The organism is Mucilaginibacter gossypii (genome assembly GCF_017569325.2).
Lineage (GTDB): Bacteria > Bacteroidota > Bacteroidia > Sphingobacteriales > Sphingobacteriaceae > Mucilaginibacter > Mucilaginibacter gossypii.
In genome coordinates, this window is record NZ_CP071878.2 from 1,825,420 (window position 1) to 1,844,691 (window position 19,272).

The following is a 19,272-nucleotide window of genomic DNA, read 5'->3' on the forward strand; positions in this document are numbered from 1 at the left end:
AAAAAAATGAATTAACAAATGTTTCTTTATGAAGTATGCCAAATTTCTTAAGCGTAAGTATTGCAGGGAATATACAGGTTGCTAAGCACAGAAAAACCGGAGGTAGTGACAAGAGGCACAATGAAGCTATAGAACCTCTGAAAAATATTAACCGATACTAACTAAAACCGGTAATATGAAACCGAAGAAGATCATGTCTTAATTAATTGATAAGGGGCGTCATCAGGATTAATTATCCATCTAAAGCGCTTGTTTCAAAATCTTAATGTACGATCAACGTACTTTCTATCACTAGGTTTTTACTTCTGAGTCCTTACGTAACCATGCTTTATAAAGCTCGAACCAAATGACGGAGGTAAACCCTATAATTATACTCATCACCAGGTCACTCACATTTAGCGAGTTGAAACCGAAGAAAACTGCCAAAGGGCGGATGTATATCAGTGAAGATGATATAAAGATTGTAAGCCCGATAACCAGCAGCACAAGGTTATTTTTATATTTGATAGTTGTAAACAGCGAGTAGTAAAACGAACGATTGACTAAAGTGAGCAAAATATTAGCCGATATCAGGGTGGTAAATACCATGGTACGGGTTACTTGTTCATCTGCTGCTTTGCTTATGGCATATTGGTAGACCGTTAGTGTTCCGATTGTGATGGCTGCCCCCTGTACTATGCTGGTCGCCAACTCTTTCCAATTAAAGAACGTGGTGCTGAACGGACGTGGCTTTTGCAACATTGCATTCTTTTCTATGGGCTCGTTTTCATAAATGATCGAACAAGTCGGCCCCATAATCAGTTCCAGGAAAATAATATGCACCGGTGAAAAAATATTCGGATAAATCCAACCTAAAGCCAGTGGTATAAATACCGTTAATACGATGGGAATGTGGATAGAAATAATATACTGTATGGCCTTTTTTAGGTTAGTGTAGATACGCCGGCCCATGGCTACAGCATCAACCATTTTCGAAAGGTCATCCTCCAATAAAATTAATGAAGCAGCCTGCTTCGCTATCTCTGTGCCCTTTTTTCCCATCGCAATGCCAATATGCGCCGCCTTCAGTGCGGGGCCGTCGTTAACTCCGTCTCCGGTCATAGCTACTATCTCATTTTGGGCTTTTAAAGCATTGATGATCTTTAGCTTGGCATCCGGGAACATACGTGTAAAAATGTTCGCTTTCTTCACTTTCTCCCTAAGTTCCTGTTCTGACAATTGCATCAGCATGTCTCCGCTGATGCATTGGTCTGCTCCATGGAAGTCAATTTGCTTCGCGATAGCGCCGGTGGTTTCTGCATTATCGCCCGTGATGATTTTAACCTTAATGCCAGCTTTGTAAAAGCCCTGTAATACAGCAGTGATGTTTTTCTTAGGCGGATCATAAAATGCAACCAGCCCTTTGAATACAAAATGAAACTCCTGCTGTGTAGCAGGAAAATCACTTCCCACAAAATTTGCTTCGCCTACGGCCAATACCCGGTAACCTTCGATAGCCAAAGCCGCTATTGCAGCAGTCACGTGTTCTTTCTCGATTTGATTTAGGTTGCTGACGCCGATCAATGCTTCAGGTGCACCTTTGGCTGCGATAATGCGATTCCCTTTTCCATTTTCAAAAAGGTGGGTCATCATAGGCGGCTTGCCGCCCAGCGGATATTCGTGGATCATTTTATAATCCGAACGCTCATCTGCCCGATTTGTGTGGGTGTAGGCATTGTGCAGGGCAACTTCCATCGGATCAAAAGGGATCGGTTCGCTGGCCCACATGGCAAGCGCGATTAGCTCTGTTGCTGCGCCGGTCGATAGCTTTTCATTAAGATTGTAAATGCAATCTTCCTTCAGGACATACGCTTTCGCCAGGCTCATCTTATTCTCGGTTAGTGTGCCGGTTTTATCAGTGCATATTACCGATGCGCTGCCCAAAGTCTCCACCGTTTTCATTTGCTTGACAACGACGCCAATTTTCATAAGCCGCCAGGCCCCCAGCGCCATAAAGGTGGTAAATGCAACAGGGATTTCCTCGGGCAGGATACTCATGGCCAGCGTAAGCGCTTTAAGGAGACTGTCTAAGATATTTGCCGAATGAAAATAGTTTATTCCCCACACCGTCAGAAACACAATTACTCCCACGATCACCATTTTCTTTACAAAATTGCTGATCTGTATTTCCAGGGGTGTTTTTTCTTCTACTATAGATTCCAGGCTCCTGCCAATTTTACCTAATCGTGTTTGGTTACCTATTGCCGTTACGGTTGCAATAGCCAGTCCGCTTGCTACTGTTGTGCCACTGAAAATCAGATTGTTTGCTGAGGAGCTGTCTTTAAAAACAGCCAGGGATTCGCCTGTGAGAATGCTTTCGTTGATTGAAAAATCATTGGAATGTTCAATAACACCATCAGCAGTAATAAAAGTGCCTTCCTCTACTATCAGGCTGTCGCCAATAACAAGTTCTTCTTTTTTTACTTCTAAAACTTCTCCGTGCCTGATCACTTTGCATTTAGGTTGCGAAAAGTCCTTCAATTTTTCGAGCGCGTTCCGGCTTCTGGAGTCCTGATACAAAGATATGCCCGACACGAGTACAATTGCTGAAGCCAAAAAAATACCGTCGCCCGCCTTTCCGCTAATAAAATAAATACATGAGGTAACTAACAATAAGATTACCATCGGTTCTTTTGTCAATCCTATCAACGCATTAACAAATCCGTTTTCTTTCTTAAACGAAAGGCTGTTCGCTCCGTATTTAGATCTCGCCGCAAGTACTTCCTGTTCGCTCAGGCCATGTATATTGAAATTATTTATTGCCATTTGTCTGATCAGCTAATAGTTAGTTACGAACTGATCAGATCATTTCAGACGGAATGACCATCAGAGGTAAATGCTGGTTGTCTAAAGCGGCCACCGTTGTAGACTTGTCAAACAGCCCCGACAAAAAAAAGTTTTGATGATGAACAAGTGTAAGTATATCCGATCCGTTATCTTTGCATAGCCTATTTAATCGTTTAATCACGTCTTTTCCCCTTATTTCCTGAAAGGTTATATTATCCTGTTTGATTGCATCAATATGGTTAAGTAAAGCCTTTTCTTTTACAGTATTGCCTTCCTCTTCTATGGCGGATACGTGGACAATTTCCAGGTGAAAGTGTAACTGTTTTTGTAAGCCGGTTAAGTAATTGATTGCATTGATATCGGCCAGTTCGAAAGCCGTGGCTAATGTTACTCTTTTAAGCTGGGCTAAATCCGCTTTTGGCGGGATGATCAATACGGGGCGGGACGAATGATCTATCACCTGCATCGTATCTCTGCCGAAGATTAAGTGGTCTAAAGAGCTATCTGTACTACTGCCGATTACAACAAGATCAATGTTATTATCCTGAATAACCGCCGCTGTATTTCGACCAAGTGAACCTTCACCAATTTGATAATCAATTTTAGGTTCAACGCCTTCTATAGTTAAATCTGCAATAATATGCCTTAGTTGACTAGCCAATTGGCCCAGCCGTACCTCGCTTTCGTCTTTACGAAAAACGAATTCTTCTACCACCCAGGGGCCGCCAGCATATGTAGGAAGTATAGGGTGGTCATAATAAGTGTTGTAAAGCAATATATCTGCATTTAAATTCCTCAGAGCTTTTGCGGCGGTTTTTGCGGCGTGGTTTGCATTTTCCGAAAAGTCAGTGAGCATTAGAATTGTGTTCATGGTGTAATTCTTTAGATTGTAAAGCTATCCGTTCATTATTCGCCAATAAATGATTAAGATCATTTATTGGCTTGATTACTATTATTTAAACAGTGCTATTAGTTGATCACCTTTGATAAAAAAGTCATGAACCAAACACACATCCACCTGCTGATCACGCACCTGCCTATCGTTGGTACGGCTTTGGGTGCATTTGTCCTGATCCATGGAATATGGAAAAGAAACAAAGGTACACTAATCGCTGCTTATAATGTTTTGATTGTCTCAGCAATTGGGGCCGGTATAGCCTATGCAACCGGCGAGGGTGCTGAAGAAACCATTGAACATTTAAAAGGGATATCTAAATATCTCATTGAAGATCATGAGGAGTCTGCCCTGGTATCTTTGATCGCTTTAATACTTACAGGTGGGGTTTCTCTGATTGGGCTCTTTGCAACATTGAAAAATACATCACAGGTTAGGCGTGTAGCCTTAATAGCGCTCACTGTATCCTTGATAAGCTTTGGACTGATTGCAAGGACTGGCTATTTAGGTGGGCAAATCAGGCATTCGGAAATCAGAACTGATACGATGTCTACATCAAAAGAGAAAAATGATAAGGATAATGATTGAATAGAATTATGTTTGTCAACCTTGCGCATAAACGGAGTTATTATATAGTAAATGCCATTACCTTTTATAGGTTATTGACGGCTCCGTTACTTTTGACATTATTATTTTATGAGCGGCTTTCAATTTTTAAATGGTTGCTTATTGTAAGTTTTCTTACAGATGCGGTGGATGGCCATCTGGCGCGCAAATTCAAGGTGACCAGTGCGTTTGGTTCAATTCTGGATTCTGTCTCTGACGACCTTACCATCGCGGTAGCGATTATCGGTATTGTTTTGGTGAACCCTGCGTTTCTTAGACAGGAACTTGTATTAGTTGTAATTCAAGTGTTTCTCTTTTTCGCGCAGATCGCGGCAGCATTATTTCGCTACCGTAAGATTAGTAGCTTCCATACCTACCTGGCCAAATTTGTTGCGGTTTTTCAGGCTGTATTCCTTATGCTCTTCTATTGGTTACCCCAACCGGTTTACATATTGTTTTACTTTGTGTCAGCTTTAACCATTCTTGATTTGTTAGAGGAGATCGTACTCGTACTTATTATTCCGAAATGGGAAACTGATATAAAAGGCTTATATTGGGTAATCAAAAAAAGCGCACTTCCAAAAGTGTAAAACTGCACCCCATGGTAAAAGAAATGCCGGTGACCGTGAAGCGGGCCATAGAACTAATTGGCCTGTTTGTTTTAGGAACTATTATAATAGCTGGTAATACGATCATTATGCCTTTGTTAATGGCGTTCTTCTTCAGCCTGGTACTTTTACCCGTCTTTCGTTTTTTCAGGAAGCTCAAAGTACCGGAGGTTATTGCGGTTTTTTTGCCAATATTGTTATTGACGATTGTCGTGGCGCTGATCATCTGGCTGTTTTCCAGTCAGATAGGTGCTTTGTTGGATGATTTTCCGCAGATTCAACGTACCGTGGCCAAACACCTGGATGACCTAAGTATCTGGATCAGCAAGTCATTTGGATATTCCCCGGCAGAACAAGTGAAATTCATTAATGTGCAAAGCAAAAAGCTATTCAGTTCCTTAGGCGGAGTTTTAAGCGGCGCGGCTGGATCTTTGTCTGGCATGGTTATATTTATTGGGTTATTGCCGATCTATATCTACCTGATCATTCTATACAGAAACCTTTTTTTAAGATTTCTGCTGATGTGGTTTAAAAAAGAGCAGTATCTAAATGTAGAGGAAGCAGTAAGGCAAACTGAAAAAATGGTTAAAAGTTATCTTGTGGGGCTGCTGATACAGATTACCTATATCATTATTCTTTTAGGTGGCCTATTATGGTTTTTCGATATTCAGAATGCACTGCTCATTGGTATTATCTTCGCTTTTCTGAACCTGATCCCGTACCTGGGCGCCCTGATCGGCAATATTCTGGGTGTGCTGTTAACGCTCGCTTCGTCAGATAGTATTGCAGATGTGCTGATCGTATTGGGAGCTATTACAGTAGTACAATTTCTGGATAACAATATTTTAATGCCGCGTATCGTAGGGTCGCAGGTAAAAATTAATCCGCTTGTTTCCATCGTTGGTATTATTATTGGTGGAAGCATGGCGGGGCTTTCGGGCATGTTCCTGGCGATGCCGGTACTATCCATTTTAAAGATCGTGTTTGACCGTAGCGAAAATTATAGGCAATGGGGTGTATTATTGGGCGATGAGCGGCCTGTAAAGAGCCAGATGCACGTTTAACTCTCTCGGCTATATATTTTCTGGAAAGCCTTGTAGCCCTGAAAAATAACTAATGGTAACAGGCTGGCTGTTGTAGCGGACAGCCACAACTTAAATGAGAGCTGCGATAACCCTAATACTAAACGCAGGCCGGGCAGTGCAAAAACCAGTAAAAGAAGACCGCTGCAAATCAAAATGGCAATCCATATCCATTTGTTCCGGGTAATTTCATTATTTATAAATCCGGAGCCTTCCGAAGACATGTTGAATACGTGAAATAGTTGAGCAAGGGTAAGAGTGATAAACGCGATATTATTGCAGGTTTGATCATCACTATGCAGCGCTACTTTGCAATAAACAACCGCAATGACCACAGTTGAGGTGATTGAAGCCGAATATAGTGCTATTGCCAGCCACTTTTTGTTGGTGATGATATTCTTTCCTGGTGCTCTTGGCGGTCTGGACATCACAGTCTTATCCCCTGTGCCTAAGCCCAGCGCCAATGCAGGAAATATATCTGTCACCATATTCAGGAACAGAATTTGTAATGGCAATAACGTGGCACCAGGTATAATTACACCTAAAACGGTAACAATGAATATCTCGCTTAAGTTGCAAGATACCAGGTAGACCACAAATTTTTGAATATTTTGAAAAATCTCCCTTCCGTGCGCCACTGCCTGAACGATTGAAGTGAAAGAGTCATCTTTCAAAACAATACTCGCCGTCTCTTTCGCTACCTGGGTGCCTCTGATACCCATTGCAATACCCACATCTGCATTCTTTAATGCCGGGGCATCGTTTACACCATCTCCTGTCATTGCAACTATTGATCCGGCTTGTTGAAATACATGAGCGATTTCCAGTTTCTGTTTGGGTGAAACCCTTGCAAAAACAGCAGCAGCCAAAATACGCTGCCGCCAATCATTTGTCAATAGCTCGGCCCGTGGTAACTCAGTGCCGGTAATTACCCCTTTGTCGTCCTCATCAATTAAGCTTACCTTCCGGGCAATGTTTAAAGCAGTTTTCGGGTGGTCGCCAGTGATCATCACTACCCTGATGCCGGCTTTTCTGCAACTAAGCATAGCACCTTTAATATCTACCCTGGGTGGGTCAAGAAAGCCGGTCATTCCAATGTAAACAAGGTCATTTAAATAATTGTGCGTATCAAGGTTGTTACCCGACCGGTAGGCAAATGCCAGCACCCGCAGCCCTTCAGCCGCCATCTTCTCCGATTGTAGCAGGATGGATTTACGGGATGCGCTATCAAGTATTTTGATGTGTGCACCCGACTGTAAATAGTTGCATTTATCCAGCAATCTTTCAACCGAGCCTTTGGCAGCAGTGAAGTATCCTGACGATGTTTTATGTAAAGTTGCCATCATCATGATCTCCGAACTAAAGGGTACTTCTGCAATACGTACAAATTGTTTGCTTAACAAATGGTTGTCTAAACCCGCTGCAATGGCCGTTTTTATTAACGCAACTTCTACAGGGTCACCGGAAAGTTGATCCGGCTCAGGATATTTTTCTTCAATAGTAGCATTATTGCATAAAATACCGGTTAAAAGTAGTTTGTCCAGATTTTCGGCGCTTTTAACTGTTCCGTTAGGAAATTTCAGCAGGTTGTTTTCTACTTGTGCTTTTACGGTTTCTTCCGGAAACGCCAAAGTATCGGTAAATATCTTGTTTTCGGTTAGGGTCCCGGTTTTATCAGTCAGGATAACCCCGGTGCTTCCCAACGTCTCTACGGCAGATAGTTTCTTGACAATTGCATTACGCCTGGCCATCAATAGCATACCATAGGATAACGCGACGGTAGCAACGATAGGTAAGCCTTCCGGTATAGCTGCCACTGCCAGCGCAATTGATGTTTCTATAATAGTTAATAAGGCTTTGCGTTGGATAAATCCGGTTATTGAAAATATTGCGGTCATGACCAGTGTAACCCAAATCAATTTCCGACTTAACCTGTTCAGCTTTTTATCAAGCGGGGTGATTGTATCAACCGAAGTTTCTACAAGCGAAGTTATTGTGCCCAACTGTGTATTTGCCGCTATACCGGTTACTACCATTTTACCGTTACCATTAATAACTGAGGTACCCTTAAAAACCATGTTATGCTGGTCGCCAACAACGGTGTCTTTTTTTAATGTTTCAACAGTTTTATCAGTAGGAAGGGACTCGCCGGTGAGCGATGATTCGTCGCATTGTAAACGGTTTACAGCAACTAAACGACCGTCTGCAGGTATAATATCTCCAGCTTCGAGTGGAATCAGATCGCCTGGTACCAATTGTTCGGAGGGGATCGATCTGGATTTACCACCACGAATAACCTTTGCCGTTACTATATCCATTTTTTTTAGCGCATTCATAGAGTTGCGTGCCTGAAACTCCATAAAAAAGCCGATCAGCGCATTAATTAAGATAACCGCCAGGATGGCTGTGGTTTCCAAAATATCTTTAAAGTAAAGTGAAGCGAGTGATCCGGCTATAAGGAGATAGACGATGGGGTTTTTGAATTGATATAGCAGAATTAACCAGAGGCTTTTTTGTTTTTGAGTTTTATAGCTATTTAAGCCATAAACACGGCTGCGTTTTTTTGCTTCATAATAAGTAATCCCCTCAACAGTATTGGCTTGAACCAATTTAGCAACTTCTTCAACTGTTAACGAAAACGGCTGATCTATAGGGTATTTCATGGTCATGCTGAAAATGGTTTTATTTACCGCTACTCAGGGACGGGACCTTGGCAAAATTATTTGCCATCCTTTTTTTTAAAGGTGAGTAAAGGAACCTTTCCATAAAAGGAATATTCTGTGGCATTAGAAGGGAAAAATAGTTTTTCGAGCATAGACCTGGACTGATGAGTGAATAAGACCAAAAGGGACGGTTTGCTGATCTTAACAGCGTGATCTATATCTTCCAGTAAATTATTGTTGACATCTCTTTGCAGGTTTAAAAGGCTAATTTTATAATTATTTTTTTTCTGTAAGGTGGCTTCAGCCAACTCTTTGTCAAAAGCAAATTCATTAGGATAGGCGATATGTACCATCTCGACACTGGCACCAATTGGCCTGGCAAAATCGACAACCTCTTTTAATTCGTTTTCATAATCAGTCATATCCGAAGCATACAGGATGTGTTTCAATTCTTTTAAATGGTATGCGCTTGGTATGCATATAACAGGAACAGTTGAACAGCTGATTAATTTTGCGGTATGCGTGCCGAATATTTTTGCAATAGTGCCCGCTCCACGAGTACTGATGCAGATATAAGAACAACTGTTCCTGCTGGCATAGTCCGTGATGCCATCAACTACATCGATATTGGATACTAAAACTAATTCGTAGTTAATTTCGCGTTCATCGATATCATGATAGATGCCTGCAATAAATGATGACAATTCGTCTGTCGTTTTTTTTCTGAATTCAGTTGTATACGCCGCAAAAGCGTGGTCTGTCCATTTGAAGGGTTTTAAAAGATGGTATACGTGAAGGATGGTTAATTGCGCTTTACGCTGACTGGCCAGTTTAATCGCAAAACGGATAGCCGCTTTGGAATTAACGGATTGATCTGTTGTAACTAATATCTTTTCCATGATTTATTCGAGGTTTAACTGTTGTGATGTTGTTTTATTCGGCATGTATATGCGTGTTGTTTAAGAACTTAAAATAACTTTCAGCGCTTTCTCTTCGGCTGCATTGCCAAATGTATCGTATGCTTCTGCCACCTGATCTAATCTGAAACGATGTGTGATTAGTTTGGCGGGCGCTATTTTCTTTGATTGTATCGTTTTTAACAACATTGGTGAAGTCACTGTGTCCACGAGCCTGGTCGTGATAGTAATGTTTTTCGACCACAGGTCTTCCAGGTGTAAACGGACACTTTTTCCATGAACGCCAATGTTGGCGATACGGCCGCCGGGGGCGATAATCGCCTCACATAGCTCGAATGTCTCGGGAATGCCGACAGCTTCTATTGCCACATCAACGCCGGTTTGGTTGGTGAGTTTCATTACCGCTTCAATTGTATTTTCATTGCGGGTATTAATAATCTGTGTTGCACCGAATTTCCTGGCCACATCGAGCCGGTTATCATCCTGATCGATCATGATAATTTCCGCAGGTGTATAAAATTGTGCGGTAAGTAAAGTGGCAATCCCGATAGGGCCGGCACCTATTATGGCTATAGTATCTCCAGGTTGTACCTTGCCGTTCAACACGCCGCATTCAAAGCCTGTAGGCAATATATCACTTAACATCACCAATGCTTCTTCGTCAGAACCGCTGGGTACCAGAAAAAGGCTGTTGTCTGCATGGGGGATACGAACATATTCTGCCTGTGTGCCATCAATCAGGTGTCCTAATAACCAACCGCCATCTGTACAGTGAGAATACATACCCTTTTTACAGTAGGTACATTTACCGCAAGATGTGATACAGGATATAATCACGTGGTCGCCCGGCTTAAAATTACTAACAGTGGTCCCCACTTCTTCGATCACGCCCACGCCTTCGTGCCCTATGATCCTGCCATCGGCAACTTCAGGAACATCACCTTTCATAATGTGCAGATCTGTACCGCAAATCGTTGTTTTGAGGATTTTTACAATGGCATCGCTTGTTGATAACAGTACCGGTTTGGGCTTTTCTTCCCAGGCTTTCTGACCTGGGCCGTGATAAACTAATGCTTTCATATTTTCTGCTTTAACCTACTTATGTTAAGCACAAAATTGCTGTTGTTTTGTTTTTTTATGATGCTGGCCGTCAGGTAAATAAATGATATATATCACTATTTAAAAATGAGAGGTAATTGACTCGTTATTTGTATATTAAACATGTGGGCGGTTTATCTGCAATGGTATTGCACTTGAAGGCCTTGAGACATGTCTGCAAAGGGCAAATCATTTTGAATGATGAGCGTCACCATTATAGTTGATCTTTATCCTGGCCAGGCTTAGGGCGGCGGATTAACTTTGTATCAACCGATGGATGGAGTTTATTCCTGTTTCGGTAAATGATCGCGGGCAGGGATTGAACCATTGTCCGACGTCGTTGCGGAACCGGAAAAACCGGTTCCGCTTTTTTTAAATATTGCAACAGGCTTCATTATCAACCAAAGGGATTCTCTATCTTTCTCCCCCCGCAGTATTATTATACCATCTGTAAGTTGTTGGCTTATAGTTTATTGTTTGCTCTGTTTTTTCGTGCAATGTGATTCCGACAATCTGAATGGATATTGAATGGTGATCGTTTTATGTACATTAAATGGCAATAATTGTGTTTACAATAAGCCAACATAGTTTTGAAATATAGTTGACTTTAATTAACTCCAGTAGCAAATTGGATTTTTACCGTAATCTTCTGCGTACCTTTTTTAGCGCCAGGTCTTTTTCTTTTTCTCGCCCCTTTTTTAATATTTTAAAATTCGCGATCTGTTAAAATCTGTTAAATACCCGAGATTTCATTTAAACTACAGAATGTAAAGATACTATTGCAATAATTAAATAAACGCACCTGAAGCTGAATTGCTTTACTCAGAGATTTACCTTCAGGAGGCTTGTTTAAGTTAGTTGAGATTTATTGATATACCCCGATCTTAAATTTATGGACAGAAAAGAATTTCTATCAATTGCCGGAATTACGGCAGCGTCATTCGCGCTGATTAACTGTATGGGCTGCAGTAAAAAATCCGACAATGCGTCGGCAGGTATCACCGGGCCAACCGGCGTGGATTTTACACTTGATCTCAGCCTTTCGGCAAACTCGGCTTTACTCGTGAACGGCGGCTATCTTGCCTCAAAAGGTGTAATAGTGGCTAAAACAACAACCGGCAGCTATATTGCTGTTCAGCAATCTTGCACCCATGAAAGCTATCCTCTTATTTATCAGAGCAGCGGACAGCAGTTTTTTTGCAATAATCATGGTTCCGCTTTCACGGAAGCCGGAGTTGTTAAAAATTCGCCTGCAAACCGCAACCTTACCGTATATCAAACAACTTTAACCGGCACCTCGTTGCGGATATTCTCTTAACCAGTTAATAAAATGAAATTACTGATCATCTCATTATTGTTGTTTACAGGCAAGCCGGTTACATGGCTTGGTGATTTTAAGAAAGCGCAGACGGAAGCGGCAACGTCGCATAAGCTCATAGTAATAAATTTTTCCGGCTCTGATTGGTGTGGCCCTTGCATCCGGCTGAGGAAAGAGATTTTGGAATCCGAAAAATTTAATGATTTCGCTGCAGATAAACTTGTTCTGGTAAGGGCTGATTTTCCCCGCCAAAAGAAAAATCAACTAAGCAAGGAGCAGGTACAATTAAATGAAGCGCTTGCAGATGAATACAATCCTGACGGTAAGTTCCCGTTTACGCTGCTTGTTGACGAACATGGTAAGGTACTAAAAGAGTGGGACGGCTATCCAAATGAATCCACTGAACAGTTTATTGACCAGATCAAAGCGTTTGTCCAATGACAGCCATCGGCAGCGGGGCAACCGTACATCAACGTGTGCTGAAACTGATGGGTAACCGTTTTGAGATAAGCGTTGTAGGAGATGACGGGCAATGGGCCGCAAAATGTATTGATCGGGCTGTAGCGGAGATAAGCCGCATAGAAAAATTACTAACTACATTCAGTGACGATAGCCAAACCAACCAGATCAATGCCGCCGCCGGAATAAAGCCGGTAAAAATAGATCATGAGGTTTTTCAACTTATTCAGCGTTCGCTAAGGATATCAGAGCTTACGCAGGGAGCATTTGATATTACCTATGGATCAATTGATAAAAGCCTGTGGAATTTTGATGTAAATATGAAAAGTCTGCCTAATGCCGAAACCGCGCGAAATGCTGTACGACTGATCAATTATAAAAATGTGATCATGGATTCTGATCACATGACTGTGATGCTCAAAGAAAAAGGTATGCGTATAGGTTTTGGAGGAATAGGAAAGGGGTATGCAGCTGATAGGGCGAAAGCCATTTTACAGCAAAATGGAGTAAACAGCGGGATAGTAAATGCAGCCGGCGACCTGATTACCTGGGGAACACAACCTAATGGTAAGCCATGGACTATAGCAATAGCAGATCCGAATAAGCAGATGACGCCGTTTTCAACGCTCAATATCAGTGATATGGCTATTGCCACATCCGGTAACTATGAAAAGTACGCTGTGATAAATGGAAAAAAATATTCCCATACCATCGATCCTAAAACAGGTTTGCCGGTAACCGGAATTAAAAGCGTAAGCATTATTTGTCCGAGCGCGGAGTTTGCCGACGCTATGGCCACACCCGTAACAGTAATGGGGATCAGCGTTGGATTGGACCTGGTAAATCAACTACAGCAACTTGCCTGTGTGATCATCGACGACAATAACCGCCTTTACACCTCCAGTAATATTAATATTAAAAATTAGTACATGAAAAAAATACCCCTGATTAAATTAATGCTGGTAAGTAGCTTACCGGCGATCGGCCTTACATCTTGCATGTCGGTAAAAGCATATCAGAAAAATCGCCTTAATGATGCAGAGATGGAGCTATCAGCCCGTAAATCGCAAAAGTTTGAGCAAAGTTTCCAATTGTACCGTGAAGGTGGTTCAGGAGCAAATGGCGGAAAGAGCGGCGGTGGCTGCGGATGTAATTAAAATGGCGACCGGAAATGAGGAAAATATATTTATGCGTTGCCGCTCTGTATTTAGGAATAGTTGCTTCGCATGCGCAAACTAAAGCCTTGCCCGTTAAAGATAGCAGCAATTACCAGGCACGTAAGCTTAAAATTGATGAAATTAACATCATATCTGCCTATTACCACCAGGATGGTAACAACTCGGCAGTTACAGGTGGTATCGGCACAGAAAAACTAACTGATTTTGCTAATACCTTCGATCTGCAATTATCCAAATATGGAATAGGAGGAAATAAACACACTTTTACTTTTGAATTAGGTGTTGACCATTATACATCCGCTTCTTCAGATAAGATCGATCCTTACAGTATTTCTTCCGCATCAAGGCAGGACACCCGTGTATACCCCTCGCTAAATTGGACAGTATCTAATGATAAAACGGGAAATGCATTTGGCTTAACCGGGTCTTATTCACATGAGTTTGATTACCAGTCTTTCGGTGGGGGTATCAACCTAACCAGGGTATCAAAAGATAAAAACACGCAGTTTGATTTTAAGGGACAGGTGTTTCTTGATACGTGGAAAGTTATATTGCCGGTTGAATTAAGGCCCCCTGGATATGGGTCAGGGTCAGAGAGGGACGGGCGGGGTAACGTAGACCATAGCCCGCGCAATTCATTTAGTACATCGTTTTCAATTTCGCAGGTGCTTACCACACGTTTACAGGCTTTGTTCATTATCGAACCGTCCTATCAGCATGGGTTACTGGCAACAAAATATCAACGTGATTATTTTACCGATGGATCTGAAAGGGTTGAAAACCTGCCGGGTAGCCGTTATAAATTGCCAATTGCAGTAAGGTTCAATTATTTTCTGGATGATCATTTTGTGATCAGAACGTTTTACAGGTACTACATGGACAATTGGGGGATCCGGGCGCACACAGCCGAATTGGAGATACCCATAAAGCTTACCTCTTTTGTATCGGTAAGTCCATATTATCGGTATAATAATCAGAAGGGTACAAGGTACTTTGCACCTTATGGGCAACATGATCCAACCGCTGTGTACTATACCAGCGATTACGACCTGTCAACGCTCCATAGTAGTTTTGTTGGTGCCAACATCAGGTTATCACCACCAACCGGCGTATTTGGATGGCAGCATTTCAATTCGCTGGAGATCAGGGCGGGGCATTACATGCGCTCGACAGGCTTAAATTCAAATATTGTAACTTTAGCAATGAAGTTTAAATAAAGCCTTATGCATCGGGAACATCATGTAACAAGTTCAGAAACCATCAGGGATATCGTTATCGGTATGTCTGATGGTTTAACCGTGCCTTTTGCACTTGCAGCCGGGCTAAGCGGAGCAGTAAGTTCGTCGACCCTGGTGGTTACCGCGGGTATCGCCGAAATAGTAGCCGGATCTATTGCCATGGGGTTGGGCGGATATCTTGCCGGTCGAACAGAAGCTGACCACTATCAATCCGAGTTGAAGCGGGAATATGATGAGGTTGAACGTGTACCTGAGCAGGAAAAGGCAGAAGTAAAGAAGGTATTTGCAGATTTCGGACTTTCAAATCATCTACAGGACGAGATTGCAGATGAGATGGCAAAAGACAAGAAACAATGGGTTGAATTTATGATGCGTTATGAATTGGGCCTGGAGGAACCTAATGCAAACCGCGCTACCCAAAGTGCCATCACTATTGGCATTTCCTATATTGTGGGTGGTATCATCCCGCTTTCACCCTATATCATTATTCATGAGGCGCAAGAGGCACTTTATTACTCATGCGGGGTAACAATAATTTGCTTGTTCATTTTTGGCTATTTCAAAAGTAAAATGACCGGCCAGCCTGCGTTAAGTGGCGCGTTAAAAGTGGTATTTATTGGAGCTCTTGCCGCAGGGGCCGCGTTTATTATGGCAAAGCTGATTACCGGTAAATAATGGTTATTTATCATTACCGCCGTTGATCATGTCTGAAACTATACCCTTGTCATCTTTCCGCTCAGCCAAAAATACGCCGGTCAAATGAACGAGTATAAACGCGATAATCAGGTACATACAAAAGCCGTGAACTTCTTTAACACTATGCCTGATCGCCTTAAATGGCGCTAACAGATCTTCAAATGCCAGAAATAAACCCGTTACTGCCATTATAATAAGTAAGATATAGAATGCTGCATAAACGGCTTTCACAATGAGCTCATGTTTGGCAAGTTCACGCTCTTTTCTTGTGGAATGAAACTGACGATAAAGGTCCTTTATCCGGCGGATGAATTTTTGATCGGTTACTTGAAAAAGTTCAAGGATGAGCCTGAACAGTAATAATCCCGCTAATACATAACCAAACCAGGTATGTATGCTCCAAACACTATCGCCAAGCGCATGAGCAACCGAGCCAGATTGATCGTCGGTTATGGTGGCGCCCTGGGTTTTCAGTTGCGTTTTAATTATTTTTGTTAAAGTTCTTCTGTCAGTAATAGTGGAATTGATCAAAACAGTAATTAATGAACCACTAATAACTATTGTGTTTGCCCAATGCCAAAAACGCAAGGGAGCTGAGTATACCCGGCGAGTGAGAGGCCGACTATCAGGTTGGATTATTGCCATAGTTGTTTTAACTGGAATCGGGTTATTTGTATCCTCATTTAAAATGTTTGTAAATTACCTGATAATTTTGAAGTAAGTCTGTAGTGTTGGTAATACTTCAGGTTCTCTTCAGTTTCAATTTTTAAATTTGATTAAAAAGCTTTGAAAATACTGGTAATAGAAGACGAGCAAGGTTTACGCGAAAACATCACGAGTTATTTGAATGTAGATGGTAACATTTGTGAAAGTTGTAATGCATTGACCCCCGCACTGCAAAAACTATCTGATTATGATTATGACTGTGTTTTGCTTGACATTGGCTTACCCGATGGCGAAGGGTTTGGTGTACTTGAATACTTAAGCACACAACAAAAAAGCGAAGCTGTTCTGATTATTTCTGCCCGCAACTCGCTCGATGATAAATTGAAGGGGCTCAACATAGGCGCAGACGATTACTTGACCAAGCCTTTCCATTTGGCCGAACTTAAAGCCAGGCTGATGGCTGTTTATCGCAGGAAAGCGCTAAATACCAGCAGCAAGCTGGTTTTTAATGAAATTTCAATTGATATACAGGGGCGCACTGTCGAGGTTAATAAAAATACGATAATATTAACCAGAAAAGAATATGAAATGTTACTGTACTTTATTGCCAATAAAGGTAAAGTAATTTCAAAAAATGCAATTGCAGAACATCTTTGGGGTGACGAGATGGACATGTATGATAGTTTCGATTTTATTTATACCCATATTAAAAACCTCCGGCGGAAAATTCTGGATGCGGGAGGAAGAGATTATTTAACATCTATATACGGACTTGGCTATAAATTCACTGATTGATGAGGCTGTCAGAGCATTATACCAGGACGAGTTTCTATATCACCCTGGCTGTGTTAGTGATAGGAGCAGTGATTTACTACTTCGCTATAAGTTACATTGGCACACAGCAACTTGATCGGGCGCTTCAACAACAGTTAACAGAGGCTGAAGAGTATATCAGGAGCAACAATGGTAATCCGCAGCAATATGACCTTGACCGCGATCACGCTGTATTTGTTAAAACTTACAAGCAACTGTTACAGAAGCGTTTTTTTGACACTATTTATTTAAAACCGAAAGAGCAGCGATGGGAAGCGGGTAGGGCCGTAGAAGACCTCGTAAAATTAAAAAACAGCAACTACAAGGTTACAATTACTATTTCGAGGGTTGGGCAAAAAAATCTGATCGAACTCATTTCTATTATCACGCTTGCATTACTTGCCGGTTTATTGACGGTACTCTTTATAACCAATAAATATCTGCTAAATGGCCTTTGGAAGCCTTTTCAACTCACCCTAAAAGAGATCAAACAGTTCAATATCGCCGACGTTGATCAGTTTAAAGGTAAACCAAGTAAGGTGGACGAGTTTACAGAACTTAATGAAGCCATACGGGAAATGTCTTTAAGGGTAACTCAGGATTATCTTAGCCTGAAACAATTTACAGAGAATGCATCACATGAAATGATGACACCACTGGCTGTTGTAACCACCAAATTGGATACGCTAATACAGGACGAAACATTGAATGCAGCGCAATTGGCACAAATCGCAGATATTTACAGCTCAGTAAACAAGTCCAGTCGGCTTAATCACTCATTATTACTGCTGGCTAAACTGGAAAATAAGCTGATCGTTGAAGAGGAATCGATTGAACTCGATGTAATACTTGAAAGGAAAATGCTCCAATTTCAGGAACTTATGCAAAATAAGAACCTTACTGTCCGGTATAAGCTGCACCCGAAGCAGATATCGGCCAGTAAATACCTGATAGATATTTTACTAAATAATTTGTTTGGTAATGCAATCCGCCATAATGTGCCGGGTGGTGAAATTTTTATTGGTCTTGACCCATACCAACTTTCGATAAAAAATACCGGTATTGCAAATGCGCTGAACGGGCAACAAATTTTTGAACGTTTTCACAAAAGCAAAGATTCACAAGGTGCCGGACTGGGATTAACACTGGTTAAAAATATTTGCCAGCACTACGGGTATGGCATCCAATACCAATATGACGAGGGAAAGCATGCGTTTGTCATAACCTTTTAATTTCATAGCCTGTTTGTCACGTTTCTTATACATAAGCTTTAACTCCAATTTTACTTCAGATTGTCCCGATAGTTTTAGCGCTATACTATTTGTATACAAGTTAAAACCGACTATTGATGAAATATTTATGTTTATTGATCTTAGTGTTTTACGCCCTGGAACTTAAGGCGCAAGATAATTATGAGATTCAGGTTTACGGTTCTGAAACCGTTGAAAAAGGTAAAACAATGTTTGAATTGCATAGCAATTATACGTTAAACGGTAGTAAAACTGTAACAAGCGGGGAACTTCCTACCAATCATGTTGTACACGAAACGGTAGAGATCACCCATGGTTGGACAACCTGGTTTGAAACAGGTTTTTATATCTTTAACTCTATTGGAGATGCGGGCAGGACGGCTTACGTCGGCTCTCACATCAGGCCCAGGGTTGCCGCTCCTTCAAGCTGGAACTGGCCCGTGGGGGTAAGTATATCTACAGAATTTGGCTTTCAGAAAGCTGCGTTCTCGGCAAATACCTCCACGCTGGAAATCAGGCCAATCGTAGATAAAAAATGGAATAAGTTATATGTTTCCTTAAATCCTACCCTCGAGAAGAGTTTCAAGGGGCCCGATCAAAACCGTGGATTTACCTTTTCACCAAATGTTAAAGGGAGTTACGATGTAACAAAAGTGGTTGCCCTTGGCCTCGAGTATTATGGTAGTACCGGGCCATTTTTTCACTACGACCCAATTAAACAACAAGATCATCAGTTGTTTGTAGCCACGGACCTCAATGCAGACCCTAAATGGGAGTTTAACGGAGGAATTGGCTATGGATTTACATCGAATTCGGACCGTGCCATTGTCAAAATAATTATTGGCAGAAGATTTTAGGTGTATTAAAATGTTCTGATAACAAATAGTGACCTGAATCATTTTTCGGACTGATCAGAAGCATTCGGTTTTTAATTTGCAATGGCTCAATTTGTTTAGAAT

The 19,272-nt window shown here is 41.6% G+C and carries 18 protein-coding genes; 12 read left to right on the forward strand and 6 right to left on the reverse strand.

Features of this window, described 5'->3' with window-relative positions; all coding sequences use genetic code 11:
- Positions 1 to 291: 291 nt before the first annotated feature.
- Entirely contained in the window at positions 292 to 2,805 is a 2,514-nt protein-coding gene (locus J3L18_RS07705) for a cation-translocating P-type ATPase (protein ID WP_129570042.1), read from the reverse strand.
- A 34-nt stretch (positions 2,806 to 2,839) separates the two neighbouring features.
- Positions 2,840 to 3,697, reverse strand: coding sequence for a universal stress protein (locus J3L18_RS07710; protein ID WP_129570043.1), 858 nt, complete (start codon positions 3,695 to 3,697; stop codon positions 2,840 to 2,842).
- A 126-nt stretch (positions 3,698 to 3,823) separates the two neighbouring features.
- Between J3L18_RS07710 and J3L18_RS07715 the strand changes: the two genes are divergently transcribed.
- Genes J3L18_RS07715 through J3L18_RS07725 form a run of 3 tightly spaced genes read left to right on the forward strand, consistent with a single transcriptional unit; the run spans position 3,824 to position 5,999 of the window.
- Complete coding sequence (locus tag J3L18_RS07715; protein WP_091164210.1) at positions 3,824 to 4,309, forward strand: DUF2231 domain-containing protein; 486 nt, start codon at positions 3,824 to 3,826, stop codon at positions 4,307 to 4,309.
- Positions 4,310 to 4,317: 8 nt separating this feature from the next.
- Positions 4,318 to 4,917, forward strand: a complete 600-nt coding sequence (locus J3L18_RS07720; protein ID WP_223266190.1) for a CDP-alcohol phosphatidyltransferase family protein — start codon at positions 4,318 to 4,320, stop codon at positions 4,915 to 4,917.
- Positions 4,918 to 4,928: 11 nt separating this feature from the next.
- Complete coding sequence (locus J3L18_RS07725; protein ID WP_091164965.1) at positions 4,929 to 5,999, forward strand: AI-2E family transporter; 1,071 nt, start codon at positions 4,929 to 4,931, stop codon at positions 5,997 to 5,999.
- Here the strand turns inward: J3L18_RS07725 and J3L18_RS07730 are convergent.
- The 3 genes from J3L18_RS07730 to J3L18_RS07740 are packed head-to-tail and all read right to left on the reverse strand — an operon-like array spanning position 5,996 to position 10,677.
- The gene (locus J3L18_RS07730) at positions 5,996 to 8,680 is read right to left on the reverse strand and encodes a cation-translocating P-type ATPase (protein WP_223266191.1); all 2,685 of its coding nucleotides are present in this window, start codon (positions 8,678 to 8,680) and stop codon (positions 5,996 to 5,998) included. The genes J3L18_RS07725 and J3L18_RS07730 overlap by 4 nt on opposite strands.
- Before the next feature lie 56 nt (positions 8,681 to 8,736).
- Complete coding sequence (locus J3L18_RS07735) at positions 8,737 to 9,579, reverse strand: universal stress protein (protein ID WP_129570045.1); 843 nt, start codon at positions 9,577 to 9,579, stop codon at positions 8,737 to 8,739.
- Between the two features lie 60 nt (positions 9,580 to 9,639).
- On the reverse strand, positions 9,640 to 10,677 hold the full coding sequence (locus J3L18_RS07740) for a zinc-dependent alcohol dehydrogenase family protein (RefSeq protein WP_129570046.1): 1,038 nt from the start codon (positions 10,675 to 10,677) through the stop codon (positions 9,640 to 9,642).
- Between the two features lie 910 nt (positions 10,678 to 11,587).
- On the opposite strand from J3L18_RS07740, the gene J3L18_RS07745 reads away from it, so the two are divergent.
- From J3L18_RS07745 to J3L18_RS07770, 6 genes are read left to right on the forward strand one after another with little or no spacing between them, the layout of a single operon-like run.
- Positions 11,588 to 12,013, forward strand: coding sequence for a QcrA and Rieske domain-containing protein (locus tag J3L18_RS07745; RefSeq protein WP_112653692.1), 426 nt, complete (start codon positions 11,588 to 11,590; stop codon positions 12,011 to 12,013).
- A gap of 12 nt (positions 12,014 to 12,025) precedes the next feature.
- Positions 12,026 to 12,454, forward strand: a complete 429-nt coding sequence (locus J3L18_RS07750) for a thioredoxin family protein (protein WP_129570047.1) — start codon at positions 12,026 to 12,028, stop codon at positions 12,452 to 12,454.
- Entirely contained in the window at positions 12,451 to 13,398 is a 948-nt protein-coding gene (locus J3L18_RS07755) for an FAD:protein FMN transferase (RefSeq protein ID WP_223266192.1), read from the forward strand. The genes J3L18_RS07750 and J3L18_RS07755 overlap by 4 nt, the downstream gene beginning before the upstream one ends.
- Positions 13,399 to 13,401: 3 nt before the next feature.
- Positions 13,402 to 13,629 carry a DUF4266 domain-containing protein gene (locus J3L18_RS07760; protein WP_129570048.1) on the forward strand — a complete coding sequence of 76 codons (228 nt, stop codon included), beginning with the start codon at positions 13,402 to 13,404 and terminating at the stop codon, positions 13,627 to 13,629.
- A 14-nt stretch (positions 13,630 to 13,643) separates the two neighbouring features.
- Positions 13,644 to 14,867, forward strand: a complete 1,224-nt coding sequence (locus tag J3L18_RS07765) for a DUF3570 domain-containing protein (RefSeq protein WP_129570049.1) — start codon at positions 13,644 to 13,646, stop codon at positions 14,865 to 14,867.
- Between the two features lie 6 nt (positions 14,868 to 14,873).
- Positions 14,874 to 15,563 carry a VIT1/CCC1 transporter family protein gene (locus J3L18_RS07770; RefSeq protein ID WP_091164231.1) on the forward strand — a complete coding sequence of 230 codons (690 nt, stop codon included), beginning with the start codon at positions 14,874 to 14,876 and terminating at the stop codon, positions 15,561 to 15,563.
- Positions 15,564 to 15,566: 3 nt separating this feature from the next.
- On the opposite strand, the gene J3L18_RS07775 is transcribed toward J3L18_RS07770, so the two are convergent.
- A complete protein-coding gene (locus J3L18_RS07775; protein WP_129570050.1) occupies positions 15,567 to 16,229 on the reverse strand; it encodes a cytochrome b/b6 domain-containing protein in 663 nt (220 codons plus the stop codon).
- A gap of 141 nt (positions 16,230 to 16,370) precedes the next feature.
- Between J3L18_RS07775 and J3L18_RS07780 the strand changes: the two genes are divergently transcribed.
- The 3 genes from J3L18_RS07780 to J3L18_RS07790 all read left to right on the forward strand — a co-directional run bounded on the left by J3L18_RS07780 (position 16,371) and on the right by J3L18_RS07790 (position 19,170).
- Entirely contained in the window at positions 16,371 to 17,045 is a 675-nt protein-coding gene (locus J3L18_RS07780; RefSeq protein WP_091164237.1) for a response regulator transcription factor, read from the forward strand.
- Positions 17,045 to 18,295, forward strand: coding sequence for a sensor histidine kinase (locus tag J3L18_RS07785; protein WP_129570051.1), 1,251 nt, complete (start codon positions 17,045 to 17,047; stop codon positions 18,293 to 18,295). Before J3L18_RS07780 ends, J3L18_RS07785 begins: the two co-directional genes overlap by 1 nt.
- A 116-nt stretch (positions 18,296 to 18,411) precedes the next feature.
- On the forward strand, positions 18,412 to 19,170 hold the full coding sequence (locus J3L18_RS07790) for a hypothetical protein (RefSeq protein ID WP_112653686.1): 759 nt from the start codon (positions 18,412 to 18,414) through the stop codon (positions 19,168 to 19,170).
- Positions 19,171 to 19,272: the final 102 nt, after the last annotated feature.